14 protein-coding genes are annotated in these 15,150 nt (G+C 61.0%); 7 read left to right on the forward strand and 7 right to left on the reverse strand.

Annotation, left to right across the window (positions count from 1 at the left end):
• Nucleotides 1-92 precede the first annotated feature (92 nt).
• The 3 genes from RHM69_RS22800 to RHM69_RS22810 are packed head-to-tail and all read right to left on the reverse strand — an operon-like array spanning nt 93 to nt 3,642.
• Nucleotides 93-365 (reverse strand): oxidative damage protection protein, encoded by a 273-nt coding sequence (locus RHM69_RS22800; protein WP_014716509.1) that lies wholly within the window; start codon nt 363-365, stop codon nt 93-95.
• The gene (mutY, locus tag RHM69_RS22805; RefSeq protein WP_200599100.1) at nt 362-1,429 is read right to left on the reverse strand and encodes an A/G-specific adenine glycosylase; all 1,068 of its coding nucleotides are present in this window, start codon (nt 1,427-1,429) and stop codon (nt 362-364) included. The genes RHM69_RS22800 and mutY overlap by 4 nt, the downstream gene beginning before the upstream one ends.
• A complete protein-coding gene (locus RHM69_RS22810) occupies nt 1,426-3,642 on the reverse strand; it encodes an AsmA family protein (RefSeq protein WP_069868904.1) in 2,217 nt (738 codons plus the stop codon). The genes mutY and RHM69_RS22810 overlap by 4 nt, the downstream gene beginning before the upstream one ends.
• A 326-nt stretch (nt 3,643-3,968) precedes the next feature.
• Here RHM69_RS22810 and RHM69_RS22815 point away from each other — a divergent pair, with 326 nt between their 5' ends.
• From RHM69_RS22815 to RHM69_RS22845, 7 genes are all read left to right on the forward strand, one after another.
• Nucleotides 3,969-5,630, forward strand: a complete 1,662-nt coding sequence (locus RHM69_RS22815) for an OFA family MFS transporter (protein ID WP_019819976.1) — start codon at nt 3,969-3,971, stop codon at nt 5,628-5,630.
• A 292-nt stretch (nt 5,631-5,922) separates the two neighbouring features.
• Nucleotides 5,923-6,519: an imidazoleglycerol-phosphate dehydratase HisB gene (gene hisB, locus RHM69_RS22820; RefSeq protein WP_003187781.1), complete on the forward strand. Its 597-nt coding sequence runs from the start codon at nt 5,923-5,925 to the stop codon at nt 6,517-6,519.
• Nucleotides 6,519-7,157, forward strand: coding sequence for an imidazole glycerol phosphate synthase subunit HisH (gene hisH, locus RHM69_RS22825; protein ID WP_014716513.1), 639 nt, complete (start codon nt 6,519-6,521; stop codon nt 7,155-7,157). The genes hisB and hisH overlap by 1 nt, the downstream gene beginning before the upstream one ends.
• Nucleotides 7,157-7,414, forward strand: a complete 258-nt coding sequence (locus tag RHM69_RS22830; RefSeq protein WP_014716514.1) for a DUF2164 domain-containing protein — start codon at nt 7,157-7,159, stop codon at nt 7,412-7,414. Before hisH ends, RHM69_RS22830 begins: the two co-directional genes overlap by 1 nt.
• A gap of 39 nt (nt 7,415-7,453) precedes the next feature.
• Complete coding sequence (gene hisA, locus RHM69_RS22835) at nt 7,454-8,191, forward strand: 1-(5-phosphoribosyl)-5-[(5-phosphoribosylamino)methylideneamino]imidazole-4-carboxamide isomerase (RefSeq protein WP_003187784.1); 738 nt, start codon at nt 7,454-7,456, stop codon at nt 8,189-8,191.
• A 9-nt stretch (nt 8,192-8,200) separates the two neighbouring features.
• Nucleotides 8,201-8,971: an imidazole glycerol phosphate synthase subunit HisF gene (gene hisF / locus RHM69_RS22840; protein WP_003187786.1), complete on the forward strand. Its 771-nt coding sequence runs from the start codon at nt 8,201-8,203 to the stop codon at nt 8,969-8,971.
• Between the two features lie 66 nt (nt 8,972-9,037).
• Nucleotides 9,038-9,793, forward strand: a complete 756-nt coding sequence (locus RHM69_RS22845; RefSeq protein ID WP_069868907.1) for a substrate-binding periplasmic protein — start codon at nt 9,038-9,040, stop codon at nt 9,791-9,793.
• Between the two features lie 136 nt (nt 9,794-9,929).
• Here the strand turns inward: RHM69_RS22845 and RHM69_RS22850 are convergent, their stop codons facing one another.
• From RHM69_RS22850 to gpmI, 4 genes are all read right to left on the reverse strand, one after another.
• Nucleotides 9,930-10,703, reverse strand: a complete 774-nt coding sequence (locus RHM69_RS22850; protein ID WP_019819983.1) for a divergent polysaccharide deacetylase family protein — start codon at nt 10,701-10,703, stop codon at nt 9,930-9,932.
• Between the two features lie 2 nt (nt 10,704-10,705).
• Nucleotides 10,706-12,019, reverse strand: coding sequence for a S41 family peptidase (locus tag RHM69_RS22855; RefSeq protein ID WP_020302395.1), 1,314 nt, complete (start codon nt 12,017-12,019; stop codon nt 10,706-10,708).
• A gap of 30 nt (nt 12,020-12,049) precedes the next feature.
• Complete coding sequence (locus tag RHM69_RS22860; protein ID WP_019819986.1) at nt 12,050-13,345, reverse strand: murein hydrolase activator EnvC family protein; 1,296 nt, start codon at nt 13,343-13,345, stop codon at nt 12,050-12,052.
• Nucleotides 13,346-13,603: 258 nt separating this feature from the next.
• The gene (gene gpmI / locus RHM69_RS22865; RefSeq protein WP_102667043.1) at nt 13,604-15,130 is read right to left on the reverse strand and encodes a 2,3-bisphosphoglycerate-independent phosphoglycerate mutase; all 1,527 of its coding nucleotides are present in this window, start codon (nt 15,128-15,130) and stop codon (nt 13,604-13,606) included.
• Between the last annotated feature and the right edge of the window lie 20 nt (nt 15,131-15,150).

Below are 15,150 nucleotides of genomic sequence, written 5' to 3' on the forward strand. Positions count from 1 at the left end.
TTAAACGGGTTTTTCAGGGGGTCGTCAAGCAAGTTTTCAAAAAATATTTAATTATTACCGTCGCTTACGTGCCGACCCCGGTTTTTGATCAATTATTGAGCAGGTGGGACGTAGCCTTCGGCCTGGGCGTATTCCTCGCCGGAAAAGAACTTGTCCATTTCGCCCTGCAGGTATTTGCGGTCTTCGGCGTTCATCATGTTCAGGCGTTTTTCGTTAATCAGCAGGGTCTGGTGTTTTTGCCAGTCGGCCCACGCCTGGGCGGAAACGTTATCGTAGATGTCCTGGCCTTTGGCACCCGGAAAAGGGGCACGTTCCAGGGCTGGCAGTTCTTCTTTGTACTTACGGCACATAACGGTGCGGGTCATGACGAAACTCCTGCGTTCAATACGTCGGCCGCGCGCTTCAGCAGTTTTTTCACCGGGGCGGCAAGGCCCAGGCGCGGCGGGGTGGCGAGGTTATACCAGAGCCAGTCGGCCTCGGCCACGTGATGGGCGGTTTCCTCGACGTGGACCAGCCAGGGTTCGATGGCCAACTGGAAGTGGCTGAAGGTGTGGATCAGCCCCGGCAGTTCCTGATGCTTGCCCAGCGCGAGTGCATGCTGGTTGGCCAGGTGGTCAAGGTCGCCCAGGTCATCCAGCTCCGGCAAGCTCCACAAGCCGCCCCACAAGCCCGTAGACGGGCGACGGTAAAGCAGGATCGCGCCCTCGGCGTTCGCCAGCATGGGCATCAGCGTGCGCTTTTGCGGAATGGTCTTGCGCGGCTTGGGGATCGGGTAGCGCGTCTCCAGGCCGAGCATGTGGGCTTCGCAGCCTTTTTCCAGCGGGCACAACAAGCAACTGGGTTTGCTGCGGGTGCAGAGCGTGGCGCCCATGTCCATCATTGCCTGGGTGTAGGCGTTGACGCGGGTATGGGGTGTAAAGCGCTCTGCGGTGGCCCACAGCTGCTTGGCCACCTTGGGCTCGCCAGGGTAACCCTCTTGCGCGGTAAAGCGCGCCAGCACGCGTTTGACGTTGCCGTCGAGGATCGGCGCGCGCAGGCCCATACTCAGGCTGGCAATCGCGCCAGCGGTGGACAGGCCGATGCCCGGCAGCTCGGTGAGCTTTTCGACGTCGCGGGGAAACTCACCGCCGTATTCGGCGACAACGATCTTGGCGGTTTTTTGCAGGTTACGCGCCCGGGTGTAGTAGCCCAGGCCCGTCCACAGGTGCAGCACTTCGTCTTCCGGCGCGGCGGCCAGGGCTTCGACCGTGGGCAGGGACGCCATGAACCGGTCGAAATAATTGAGCACGGTGCTCACCTGGGTCTGTTGCAGCATGATCTCCGACACCCACACCCGATACGGCGTGATGCCCTGTTGCCAGGGCAGGTCGTGGCGGCCGTGGCGGTCGTACCAGTCCAGCACCGCCTGTGAAAACTGCTCGTTTTTCATCGGTTGAACAGGCCTTTCAATGCGTCTTTGAGCTTGGGATTAACCTTGTCGAGTTTCTCTTCCAGCTTCTCGTTCAGGCGATTGCCGGCCGCCTTGAGGGCGACCTGGCCGAGGCCGTCCTTGTCCAGGCGGCAGGCCTTGGCGCCCAGCTCCAGCGGGCCACGGCAACGCAGCGGTACCTCAATGCCCTGGAAGTTGGCGCCGACCTGGCAAGCCGGGTCCGGCACGTCGCGCTTGTCGCCTTCAACGATGATGCCGACGCGGTAGTCCATGCCCAGCACACGTAAATCCACATCACCGTTGCCGTTGAGCGTCAGGCCAGGAATGCGCACTTTCAGGTCGGGGTTGCTGGCCACGCCGTTACGGAACGTGAGGTTGCCGCGCAGTTCCTGGAAGGGCGTGTCCTTGCCGCCTGGCGTGGTGCTCAGGGTCTTGCGGTTGAGCAGGGCGATGCCGGTACACAGTTGCTGCTCAATGTTGGCATTGAGCAGCACACCGTTGTTGATCACGAGGCTGGCGGTGCCGTTGAGGCTGTCGATCAGGGCCTTCTGGCTGTTGCCGCGGCCGCTGAGGTTGCTGTCGAGGGTGAGCTGGCCTTTGACCGGCGGAGTTTTCCCTTGGGCCTGCAGGATGCGTTCAACAGGTACCTGCTTGATGTGGCTTTGCAGGGCCAGCACTGGCGTGTCCTGGCGCACGTCGAGTGTGCCGTTGGCCTGGAACGTGCCGTTGTAGAGACCGCCGCTAAGGGTGTCGAGCTTGAGTTGCCCGTCAATGCCGGAGGCTTTAAGCACCGCATTTTGAATGGGCAATTGGCTAAGGGTCAGCTCGCCAAAGGTCAGGTCTGCATTCACGTCCAGGCTGCGCAGGCGCGTCAGCGGCAGCAGTTTGTCATTGCTCCAGGCACCTTTGGTCGGCGCCTCGGGCAATGGTGTGTTGCCGCCTGCCGCCATGGCGCCGGCCTCGCTGCTCTGTACTTCGGCCTGGCGTGCAGCGGTTGCACCTTTAGCGGCTTCGGATTTGGTCGGCAGGTAATTGTCGGCATTGAAGGTATCGCCTTTGAGCTGCACACGCAGGGACTGCTTGGCGAAATCATCCACGGCGACGCGGCCGGTGAAGGTGCTGCCATCGAGCTTCAGGTTCAGGTCTTCCAGGGCGACGCTGGTGGGCGTGCCCTTGAGGCGGCTCACCAGCTCGACCTTGCTCAGGCTACCTGGGGCCATGGCTGGCAGTGGGTGGCCGATGCTCTCAAGAAACTTGGCCAGGTCAAACTGGGCAACCGACAGGGCGCCGCTGATCTGCGGGGTTTTGTCCAGGTCATTGGCTTTCAGTTCGCCCAAGGCGCGCAATTGGTTGGCCGCCAGTTTCAGGTTGGTCCATTCGGCGACGTTGGCCGCCAGGTCCACCAGCAGTTGGCCCTGGGTAGAGAAGCTCACGGTCTTGCCTTGCAGCGGCTCGCCGGTGGCTTCACCGCTAAAGCGCATGTCTTCGAACTGGTAGCGCTTGAGGGCCCGCTGGATGCGCAAGTTGCCGTTCAGCTCGGTCTTGACCCGCATCAGCGGCTGGTTGCTACCCAGGAACGCCGTGAGTTTCAGCGGAATGCTGGCGCCTTCGTGGATGGCTCCGGCGCTCAGTTGGATGCTCTCGGCACTCAATTGCTTGCCGGTCTGTTCATCGGTGTACTCAACACGAGCGTTGTTGATGGTCAGGCTGTCGATGTCCAGGCGGATCGGCTGCGGCGGCTTTTCCGGCTTGGTTTCAGCCACGGGTTCGACTGGCGCGGGAGCGGGGGTGCCTGTGGTTTCGTCGGGCAGGTTCTTGCCGATGTCTTCCCAGTTGCCGTGGCCCTGTTTGTCGCGGTTCAGGCGCAGGTTCAAGCCCTCGACACGCACATCGCTCATCTGCACTTCGCGGCGCAGCAGTGGCAGTACGCGTACCGACAGGCCGAGCATCTGCAAGTCGGCGAAAGGTTGGGTGGGTGCGGTCAGGGTCGCGACGCTGGCCTCGTGCAGTTCCAGGCCCAGCCAGGGGAAAAGGCTCCAGCCGATATCGCCATTGAGCGTCAGCTCGATGTGGGCCTTGTCGCGGGCTATCTGGCGAATTTCTTCTTTGTAGTCGTTGGGATCGAAAAGGTGGGTCAGGGCAAAGCCGAGCGCCACAATGATCAGCAACAGCCCCAGAAGTACCAGACCCAGGATTTTGCCGAACGCTTTCATGGGCGAGTCCTTGTATGTCGAATTCAAAATTTAGCCGCAGAGTATAACGCCCGAAGGCCGGCGTCAGTTCACGGATCGTTACATTGTATCCACCGGCGTGGAAATGGGATTTTGACGTCAGAAAAATACAGATAATCCAAAAAAGGTAGTGGCAGTTTGATTTTTCTGTCATCCACTGGTGCTAATCTCTGCACGTTCGTCCGCCTTCTGCGACTTAACGTCGCGCCTTAAAGGGAGCTTCACTCAACAAAACGGCCACGCTTTGCGTGCAAGGCCGAGGGAGAGAGCGCCTGACGGACGCATACCAATAACTGGGGGAAACACCAATGAGCACTAGCACTGTGGCCGGCAATGCCGCCGCACAGCCTGCGTTCCTGTCCAAGGAACGCATCATCGCCAAGCCGGGCTTCAACCGCTGGCTAGTTCCACCGGCCGCACTGGCCATCCACTTGTGCATCGGCATGGCCTACGGCTTCTCGGTGTTCTGGCTGCCGTTGTCCAAGGCGCTGGGTATCACCGCGCCGGTGGCCTGCGCGCCGGACATGAGCTTTATCGCCCAAGTCTTTTCGTCCCAATGCGACTGGCCGATCTCCATGCTGGGCTGGATCTACACCCTGTTCTTCATCTTCCTGGGCTGCTCCGCAGCGATCTGGGGCGGTTGGCTGGAACACGCCGGGCCGCGTAAGGCTGGTGTTGTCTCGGCGCTGTGCTGGTGTGGTGGCCTACTGATCTCGGCCTTGGGTATCTATACCCACCAGATCTGGCTGATGTGGATCGGCTCCGGGGTCATTGGCGGTATCGGCTTGGGCCTGGGCTATATCTCGCCCGTTTCGACCTTGATCAAGTGGTTCCCGGACAAGCGCGGCATGGCGACCGGCATGGCGATCATGGGCTTCGGCGGCGGCGCGATGGTGGGTGCGCCCCTGGCTGCGGCACTGATGGGCCATTTCTCTTCGCCCACCAGCGTGGGCGTATGGCAGAGCTTTGTGGTCATGGCGGCGATTTATTTCGTGTTCATGATCGGTGGCGCCCTGCTGTATCGCGTACCGCCGACCGGCTGGAAGCCTGAGGGCTGGACCGCGCCGGCGAAAAAAGCCAGCAATGCGATGATCACTCACCGTCACGTGCATGTGAATGTGGCGTGGAAAACCCCGCAGTTCCGCCTGGTATGGCTGGTGCTGTGCCTGAACGTGTCTGCCGGTATCGGCATCTTGGGCATGGCCTCGCCGCTGCTGCAGGAAGTGTTCGGCGGCAAGTTGTTGGGTGTTGATGTGCCATTTGGCCAATTGGATGCGGGCCAGTTGGCCTCCATTGCAGCCATTGCCGCTGGTTTTACCGGCCTGTTGAGCCTGTTCAACATCGGTGGCCGGTTCTTCTGGGCCTCGTTCTCTGACTACCTGGGGCGTAAAAATACCTACTTCGTGTTCTTCGCCCTGGGCTTTGCCCTGTACGCGCTGATCCCGAACCTGGGGCATCTGGGCAACGTGGCGCTGTTTGTGGCGGCGTTCTGCATCATCCTGTCGATGTACGGCGGTGGTTTTGCCACGGTTCCGGCCTACCTGGCCGACCTGTTCGGCACCCAGATGGTTGGCGCGATCCACGGTCGCCTGTTGACCGCCTGGGCCGCTGCGGGCGTGTTGGGCCCGGTGCTGGTGAACTACCTGCGTGAATACCAGTTGAGCATCGGCGTTGAACGCGCCGCGGCCTACGACATCACCTTGTACATCCTCGCCGGCTTGCTGGTGCTGGGCTTCATCTGCAACCTGCTGGTGCGCCCGGTGGCCGATAAGTACTTCATGACTGATGCAGAACTTGCCGCCGAACAGGCGCTGGGCCATGACAAAGGTGCCGATGCCACCACCGTGCTGGAGTGGAAGGCCTCCGCCGCCAGCAAGCCGCTGGCGATTGCCGCGTGGCTGGTAGTGGGTATTCCGCTGGCGTGGGGTGTGTGGGTTACCCTGCAGAAGACGGCGGTACTGTTCCACTGACACCGCAATAAGGGTGGGCCCGGCTCCTGTGGGGCCGGGCTAATGTGGGAGCTGGCTTGCCTGCGATACAGGCACCTCGGTGTACCAGTTGCCTCGCAGTGATGCTATCGCAGGCAAGCCAGCTCCCACAAAAGCCAGCTCCCACATAAGCCCATGCTCACATGTATGCACATGTCTATCCCCGACATTCCTCGCTCCAACTCGTCAGTCTTATCCCCTTCGTTGTTTCTGTTTAGCGCCTGCGCCCCTATAATGGCTGCCTTTTTCGCCCAATGATTTTGCGGAGCTGGTGATGGCCGAACGTAAGGCATCTGTCGAGCGCGACACTCTGGAAACCCAGATCAAAGCCTCGATCAACCTGGATGGCACCGGAAAGGCCCGATTCGATATCGGTGTACCTTTTCTTGAGCACATGCTGGACCAGATCGCCCGTCACGGGCTGATCGACCTGGATATCGTCGGCAAAGGCGACCTGCATATCGACGACCACCACATGGTGGAAGACGTGGGCATCACCCTCGGCCAGGCGTTTGCCAAGGCCATCGGCGACAAAAAAGGCATCCGTCGCTACGGCCATGCCTATGTCCCGTTGGATGAAGCGCTGTCCCGGGTGGTCATCGACTTCTCCGGCCGCCCGGGTTTGCAGATGCACGTGCCTTACACCCGCGCGAACGTGGGCCGTGGCTTTGACGTTGACCTGTTCCAGGAATTCTTCCAGGGCTTTGTCAACCACGCACTGGTCAGCCTGCACATCGACAACCTGCGCGGCACCAACACTCACCACCAGATCGAAACCGTGTTCAAGGCTTTCGGCCGCGCGTTGCGCATGGCTGTGGAAGTCGATGAGCGCATGGGCGGGCAAATGCCGTCGACCAAGGGCGTTCTGTAATGCAGACGGTCGCGGTTATCGATTACGGCATGGGTAACCTGCACTCGGTGGCCAAGGCCCTTGAGCATGTAGGTGCCGGCAAGGTGCTGATCACCAGCGATGCCAACGTGATTCGCGAAGCCGACCGCGTGGTGTTCCCCGGCGTTGGCGCGATTCGCGATTGCATGGCCGAGATCCGCCGCCTGGGCTTTGACAGCCTGGTGCGCGAAGTCAGCCAGGACCGCCCCTTCCTCGGTATCTGCGTGGGCATGCAGGCTTTGCTCGACAGCAGTGAAGAGAACGGCGGTGTCGACTGCATCGGGGTGTTTCCGGGCCAGGTGAAGTTCTTCGGCAAAGACCTGCATGAAGAGGGCGAGCACCTCAAAGTCCCGCACATGGGCTGGAACGAAGTGCGCCGCACCGTCGACCACCCGCTGTGGCACGACATTCCGGACATGGCGCGTTTCTACTTCGTGCACAGCTACTACATCGCCGCCGGTAACCCGCGCCAGGTGGTGGGTGGCGGGCATTACGGCGTCGATTTTGCCGCCGCGCTGGCCGATGGTTCGCGCTTTGCCGTGCAGTTCCACCCGGAGAAGAGCCATACCCATGGCCTGCAATTGCTGCAGAACTTCGCCGCTTGGGATGGTCGCTGGTAATGGCCAAGAAACCGAAGCCGCCGATCTTGAACCTCACGCCCGAGCAGGAGCGTGCGGCCACCGACAAGATCAAACGTTTCATGGAAGACCGCTTCGAGCTCAAGCTGGGTTCGTTCGAGGTCGCCGAGATTCTTGAGCTGTTCACCACCGAAGTGGCGCCGCATTATTACAACAGGGCGGTTTTCGACACGCAGACGCTCCTTAAGGAAAGGTTCGAAAGCATCGAAAGCGACTTGTGGTCGCTTGAGAAACCCTGATTTCCCAAGCATTGCTGAATATCGAATAAGGTTTGCCAGATGCTGATTATCCCCGCTATCGATCTCAAGGACGGCGCTTGTGTCCGCCTGCGCCAAGGCCGCATGGAAGATTCCACGGTGTTCTCCGATGACCCGGTGAGCATGGCTGCCAAATGGGTAGAAGGGGGCTGCCGTCGTCTGCATCTGGTGGACTTGAACGGCGCCTTCGAAGGCCAGCCGGTCAATGGCGAGGTGGTCACCGCCATCGCCAAACGCTACCCGAACCTGCCGATCCAGATCGGCGGTGGTATCCGCTCCCTGGAAACCATCGAGCACTACGTCAAGGCGGGCGTGAGCTACGTGATCATCGGCACCAAGGCCGTGAAAGACCCAGCCTTCGTCGCCGAAGCCTGCCGCGCGTTCCCCGGCAAGGTTATCGTCGGCCTGGATGCTAAAGACGGCTTTGTTGCCACCGATGGCTGGGCTGAAATCAGCACCGTGCAGGTGATCGACCTGGCCAAACAGTTCGAAGCCGACGGCGTGTCCGCCATCGTTTATACCGACATCGCCAAAGACGGCATGATGCAGGGCTGCAACGTTCCGTTCACCGCAGCCCTGGCAGCGGCCACCAAGATTCCGGTGATCGCCTCGGGCGGCATTCACAACCTGGGTGACATCAAGTCGCTGCTGGACGCCAAGGCTCCCGGCATTATCGGCGCCATCACCGGCCGTGCGATCTATGAAGGTACCCTGGACGTCGCCGAAGCTCAGGCTTACTGCGACGCCTACAACGGCTGAGGACTGACCATGGCGCTGGCCAAACGCATCATCCCTTGCCTGGACGTCGACAACGGTCGTGTGGTCAAGGGCGTCAAGTTCGAGAACATCCGTGATGCCGGCGACCCGGTAGAAATCGCCCGTCGCTACGATGAGCAAGGTGCCGACGAGATTACCTTTCTCGACATCACCGCCAGCGTCGATGGTCGCGATACCACGTTGCATACCGTCGAGCGCATGGCCAGCCAGGTGTTTATCCCGCTGACCGTGGGCGGTGGTGTGCGCACGGTGCAAGACATCCGCAACCTGCTTAATGCCGGCGCAGACAAGGTCTCGATCAACACCGCCGCCGTGTTCAACCCTGAGTTTGTCGGCGAAGCCGCGCAACACTTCGGCTCGCAATGCATCGTCGTCGCCATCGACGCCAAGAAGGTTTCCGGCCCGGGCGAAACCCCGCGCTGGGAGATCTTCACCCATGGCGGGCGCAAGCCTACCGGGCTGGATGCGGTGGAGTGGGCGATGAAGATGGAAGGCCTGGGCGCCGGTGAAATCCTGCTGACCAGCATGGACCAGGACGGCATGAAAAACGGTTTCGACCTGGGCGTCACCCGCGCCATCAGTGATGCCCTGGGCATCCCGGTGATCGCGTCGGGCGGCGTCGGCAACCTGCAACACTTAGCCGATGGCGTGCTCGAAGGCCATGCCAGCGCGGTGCTGGCGGCGAGTATTTTCCACTTTGGTGAATACACCGTGCCCGAGGCCAAGGCCTATATGGCGGCGCGCGGTATCGTCGTGCGCTAAACGCTGCTGGACACCATGGCAGGCTCGCGGCACTCTCTGCGCTTGCCATGGATTCCGGTAGCCTTCATGTTCAAACACCTGCTGCTCGCCCTCGCCAGTTCCTCCATGTTCATGGCGGCTACGGCACACGCCGAACAACCGTCTGACGCCTCCCTGGTGTTGCTGACGGAAAATTTCCCGCCCTACAACATGGCGAAAAACGGCAAGAACTTCGCCAAGGACGAGAACATCGAAGGCATCGCCGTAGACATCATGCGCGAAACCTTCCAGCGTGCCGGCATTTCCTACAACCTGACCCTGCGCTTCCCGTGGGAACGAATCTACAAGCTCGCCCTGGAAAAACCCGGTTACGGTGTGTTTGTGATGGCGCGTCTGCCAGACCGTGAAGCCTTGTTCAAATGGGTCGGCCCCATCGGCCCGGATGATTGGGTAATGCTGGCCAAGGCCGACAGCAAGATTCAGCTAGAAAGCCTGGAGCAAGCGCGCCGCTACAAGATTGGCGCCTACAAAGGCGACGCCATTGCCGAAAGCCTCGACAAGCAGGGGCTCAAGCCGATGGTCGCCCTGCGTGACCAGGACAATGCGCAAAAGCTCATGGAAGGCCAGATCGACCTGTGGGCCACCGGCGATCCTGCCGGGCGTTACCTGGCGCGGCAGGTGGGGGTGAACGGGCTCAAGACGGTGTTGCGGTTCAACAGTGCGCAGCTTTACCTGGCGTTGAACAAGGACGTGCCGGATGAGGTGGTGGCCAGGCTCCAGGCCGCATTGGATGAGTTACGCAACAGCGGCCGTATAGACGAAATCATGGCGCGTTACCTCTGAAGTCGGCAGGATGAACATGATCAACAATGTGGGAGCGGGGTTGCCCGCGATAACATTGGATCAGCCAATACCTGTGTGACCGACACTCCGCCATCGCGGGCAAGCCCGCTCCCACAGTAGATCTTTGCGATCTTCCTTAACGGTAAATACCGTCCTTGCCATGCCCGGCCATCGCCCGATTACTGCGCACGCTGATCATCAACTTGATATCGATCCACTCCACGCCCTGGGCCTTGAGCTTGGGCAATTCGCGCTCCAGCACCGCCAGCGTCTGTGGGTAAGGATGCCCGATCATGACTGCCGAACCCTGCTTATGTGCCAGTTTGATCGCGGTCTGCAGTTGCGTGGTAATCGCTGCCTCGGTGCGTTCGTCATCGAGAAATACATCCCGCGACACATGGGCCAAACCGATCTTCTGTGCCTCGGCGGCGGCGACGGTTTGCGCACTGGTGCGGCTGTCGACGAAGAACTTGTGACGCCGTTGCAACTCACCCATCAGCCAGGCCATCGCTACCGGTTGTGCAGTCATGCGGCTGCCCATGTGGTTGTTGATACCGGCGGTGTAGGGCACGGCTTCAAATGCCGCGTCCAGGCGCTTGCCCAGTTCTTCGATGGACAGCTCCGGGTGCCAGGCGAATGGGCCGGTGGCCGGGTCCATAGGCATGTGCAGGATCACGATCTTGCCAGCCTTGTGGGCCTCACGGGCGAATTCGGCGGCGTGGGGCGTGTCCGGCATGATGGCGGCGGTCACCGGGCCGGGTAGCGCAAGCACGCGACGATCCCGAGGCAGGTTTTGCCCCAGGTCGTCGATGATAAGCGTCAGGTAGGCTTTGTGCGGTTCGCCGGCAGGGGCCGCTTGAGCGACCCCTGCCAGGCTGCACAGCACAGCGAAGATCAGGGCAAAGCGCATGATCAACGGCTGCGGGTGATGCTCAAGCCCTTGAGCAGGCTGAGTGCCTGGGCCAGTTGGTAGTCATCGTCCTGGGGCATCGGCTTGGCCTTGGCGCGGCTGCCGGTTGGCTGGTCGGCGCCGCCGTTGCCATTGCCCAGGTGACCTTGCAGATCGGCCTCTTTGTAGTATTCGCCATCGATCTCGTTGGTGATCTTGGCGCGGCGTACTTCGATGTCCGGCACGATGCCCTGGGCCTGGATCGAGCGGCCGTTAGGCGTGTAGTACAGCGCCGTGGTGATCTTCAGTGCGCGTTCGTTGTTCAGCGGCAATACGGTCTGCACCGAGCCTTTGCCGAAGCTGGTGGTGCCCATCAGTACGCCGCGCTTGAGGTCTTGCAGGGCGCCGGCGACGATTTCCGAGGCCGAGGCGCTGCCGCCGTTGATCAGCACCGCCAACGGCACGTTTTCGCTCAAGTCGTTGCCGGTGGCCGAGAAGCGCAGTTCGGAGTTGGCAATCCGGCCTTTGGTATAAACGATCAGGCCCTTGGTGACAAAGTGGTCGACCACTTCAACCGCCGACTGCAACACGCCGCCTGGGTTGTTACGCAGGTCAAGCACGATGCCGTTGAGCTTCTTGCCGTTGTCTTTGCGCAGCTTGGCCAGGGCCTTGGCCACTTCGTCGCCGGTCTTGACCTGGAACTGGGTGATACGGATGTAACCGTAGCCCGACTCCAGCAACTGGCTCTTCACGCTCTTGACCGTGATGGTCGCACGGGCCAGGGTCACGTCAAACGGGTTGCCGCCGTCGCGTACCAGGGTGAGGGTGATCTTCTGGCCGAGCTTGCCGCGCATCTTGTCGACGGCTTCGGTCATGGTCTGGCCACGGGTCGGCTGGCCATTGATCTTCACGATCAGGTCGCCGGCCTGGATGCCGGCCTTGGACGCTGGGGTGTCGTCGATGGGCGAGACCACTTTGATCTGGCCGTCTTCGGAGCCCACTTCGATGCCCAGGCCGCCGAACTCACCACTGGTGCTTTCCTGCAGCTCGGCGAAATCTTCCGGGCCCAGGTAGGCGGAGTGCGGGTCGAGGTTGCTGAGCATGCCCTTGATGGCATTTTCCAGCAGGGCCTTGTCGTCTACGGGTTCGACATACGCTGCCTTGATCCGGTCCATGACCTCGGCAAAGGTGCGCAGCTCGTCCAGCGGCAATGGCGCCTTGGTCGTCGCAGCCATGGCAGGTGCAGCCGGTGCGGCCTGGTCGGCAAAAGCCAGAGGCGCGCCGATCACCAGAGCGATCGTCAGGGCCAGCGAAGTGAGGCGGGACAAATGCAGCATGTCGAACGAACTCCTAATGTAGATGCGACCCTATCCTTGGGACCGGCACCATTGTGCAGGGTCGCTCGGGCGGCCCTGCTGACGAATAGCAAAGTACAGCGCCGGGGTGTCCTGGCCACCACTGTTACCGACAGTGGAGATGGATTCACCGGCTTTTACAACATCACCTGCCGACTTGAGTAGTGTCTGATTGTGGCCGTAAAGGCTCAAATAGCCATTACCGTGGTCAAGAATCACCAGCAAGCCGGCGCCCCGCAACCAATCGGCGAACACCACGCGCCCACCATGCACGGCGTGGACCTGGCTGCCGGCAGAGGCGCTGATCATCACGCCGTCCCACTTGGCACGGGTGTCATCGCCACGGGTTTCCCCAAAGCGTGCCAGTAATCGACCATCAACCGGCCATGGAAGTTTGCCCCGAGCTGAAGCAAAAGGGCCACCGAAGGACTCGCCACTGCTGGAAACCAGCGGGCCAGGGGCTGCACGCGCCGGTTTGCGCGGGGCCGGAGCGTCGCTGGTGGCAGCCAGTTCGGCCTCACGCTGACGCTTTTTTTCGGCTTCCTGCTGGGCGATCAGCGCTTTTTGCCGCGCTTCTTCGGCCTCGCGTGCCTGGCGGGCCAGGGTTTCTTCGATAGTCTTGAGGACTTTGGCCAGGTCGGCCTGGTCCTGCTCGCGTGCCTGGAGCTTGGCGTCGCGGGCTTTTACGTCGCTGTTGAGCTTGGCCAGGGCCTGCTGGCGTTCCTTGCGCACCTTGTCCAACTGATCACGCTGGGTGTCGAGGGCGGTTTTCTGGTCGAGCAGTTGCGATTGCTGGTCGGCAATCTCCTGCTCGACATTGGCCAATTGGCGCAGGGTTTCGTTAAACCCCTTCAATTGCGCCAGGCGTGCCTGGCTCAGGTAGTCGTAATAGGTGAGGGTACGGGCGAATTTTTCCGGGTTCTGCTGGTTGAGCAGCAGCTTGAGGTACTCCTGGCGGCCGCTCTGGTACGCGGCACGGGCCTGGATCGCGATCAGGCGTTGCTGTTCAACGCGTGCGCTCTGGAGTTTTTTTTTCTCAGCGTCGAGTCGCTCCAGTTCCGACTCGCTCTTCTTTAGTTCTTTTTGCAGCTCCTGGACCTGCTTCTCCAGCTTGCCCATCTCGGTTTCCGTGCCGCGCAGGTCTTTCTGCACCCCGGATTTTTCTTCCTGGAGCTTGCCGAGCAGTTTTTTCAGCTCGGTAATGTCCTGACGCGTAGCGTCCAACTGTTGTTGGGTTTGTGCGCGCTCATCGGCAAATGCCGGTTGGAGCAGGCAGACAAGAGCAAGGGTGATCAAGGCGCGAAGCATAGAGGCGGGCGACACCAGGGGAAAAGGACGGCCTAGTATGCCCGCCAAGCGCTGCAAAAAAAACGCCCAATTGGGGCGGTAGGGCAAGATAGCCGCCGAGTGGCGATGGTATGGCAAAAAGACATCTATCAAACACCACAAAACCAATGTGGGAGCGGGCTTGCCCGCGATTGCGGTGGGTCAGCGACATAGATGTCGACTGATTAGCCGCTATCGCGGGCAAGCCCGCTCCCACACTGTTTTGTGGCGTACTTTGGATCAGACCAGGATCGAGGTCCCGGTCATCTCCTTCGGTTGCTCCAGCCCCATCAGTTTCAGCATGGTCGGCGCCACATCCGCCAGCACGCCACCTTCACGCACTTTCAGGTCACGTTTGCCGACATAGATGAACGGTACCGGCTCGGTGGTGTGGGCTGTGTGAGCCTGACCAGTGGATTCGTCGGACATCTGTTCGCAGTTGCCGTGGTCGGCGGTGATCAGCGCTTCGCCGCCGACTTTTTCCAGCGCGTCGACGATGCGGCCAACACATTTATCCAGGCATTCCACGGCCTTGACCGCCGCTTCCAGGTTGCCGCTGTGGCCAACCATGTCGCCGTTGGCGTAGTTGACGACGATCACGTCGTAACGCTGGTGATCAATGGCGTCGACGATCTTGTCGGTCACTTCCGGTGCGCTCATTTCCGGCTGCAAGTCGTAGGTAGCGACTTTTGGCGACGGGATCAGGATGCGCTCTTCGCCGGGGAACGGCTCTTCGCGGCCACCGGAGAAGAAGAACGTCACGTGGGCGTATTTCTCGGTTTCGGCGATGCGCAGCTGGGTCTTGCCGTTTTTAGCCAGGTAGTCGCCCAGCACGTTCTCCAGGCTGCCCGGGGCGAATGCCGACGGGGCCGGGATGTTGGCGGCGTATTGGGTAAGCATGACGAACTCGACCTTTGGCTGGCGTGCGCGCTCGAAGTCCTTGAAGCCTTCATCGACGAACACATGGCTCAGTTCACGGGCGCGGTCGGCGCGGAAGTTCATGAACACCATGGCGTCGCCGTCTTCGACCTTCACCGGCTCGCCGATGGTGGTGGCCTTGACGAACTCATCGCTCTCGCCACGGGCGTAGGCTGCTTCCAGGCCTTCCTGGGCGGTGGCCGCGTTGAATTCGGCCTGGCCTTCGACGATCAGGTTGTAGGCCTGGGCGACACGGTCCCAGCGGTTATCGCGGTCCATGGCGAAGTAACGGCCCACCAGGCTGGCGATGCGGCCCTTGCCCAGGGCGGCGAAGGTGGCGTCGAGCAGCTCGATCGACGATTGCGCGCTTTTGGGCGGTGTGTCGCGGCCGTCGAGGAAGGCGTGCAGGTAGATCTTGTCGGCACCGCGCTTGAACGCCAGTTCGGCCATGGCGACCAAGTGATCCTGATGGCTATGTACGCCGCCGTCCGACAACAGGCCCATGAAGTGCACGGCTTTACCGGCGGCGACGGCTTTATCGACCGCCGCGCAGATGGTCGGGTTCTCGAAAAACTCACCCTCGCGGATCGCTTTGGTCACACGCGTGAAGTCTTGATATACCACTCGTCCGGCGCCGAGGTTCATGTGGCCGACTTCCGAGTTACCCATCTGGCCCTCCGGCAGGCCCACGTCCATGCCGGAACCTGAGATCAAACCGTTGGGAACCGTTGCAGTCAGGCGGTCCAGCACGGGCTTGTTGGCCGAGTACACGGCGTTGTCGTGGTGGCTTTCACTGTGTCCGAAGCCATCGAGAATTATCAGGACCAAAGGTTTAGGCGTGGTAGTCATAGATCCTCTCGCGGCGGTAA

The sequence above is a fragment of the Pseudomonas sp. CCI1.1 genome (assembly GCF_034348165.1).
In the GTDB taxonomy this organism is placed as follows: domain Bacteria; phylum Pseudomonadota; class Gammaproteobacteria; order Pseudomonadales; family Pseudomonadaceae; genus Aquipseudomonas; species Aquipseudomonas paracarnis.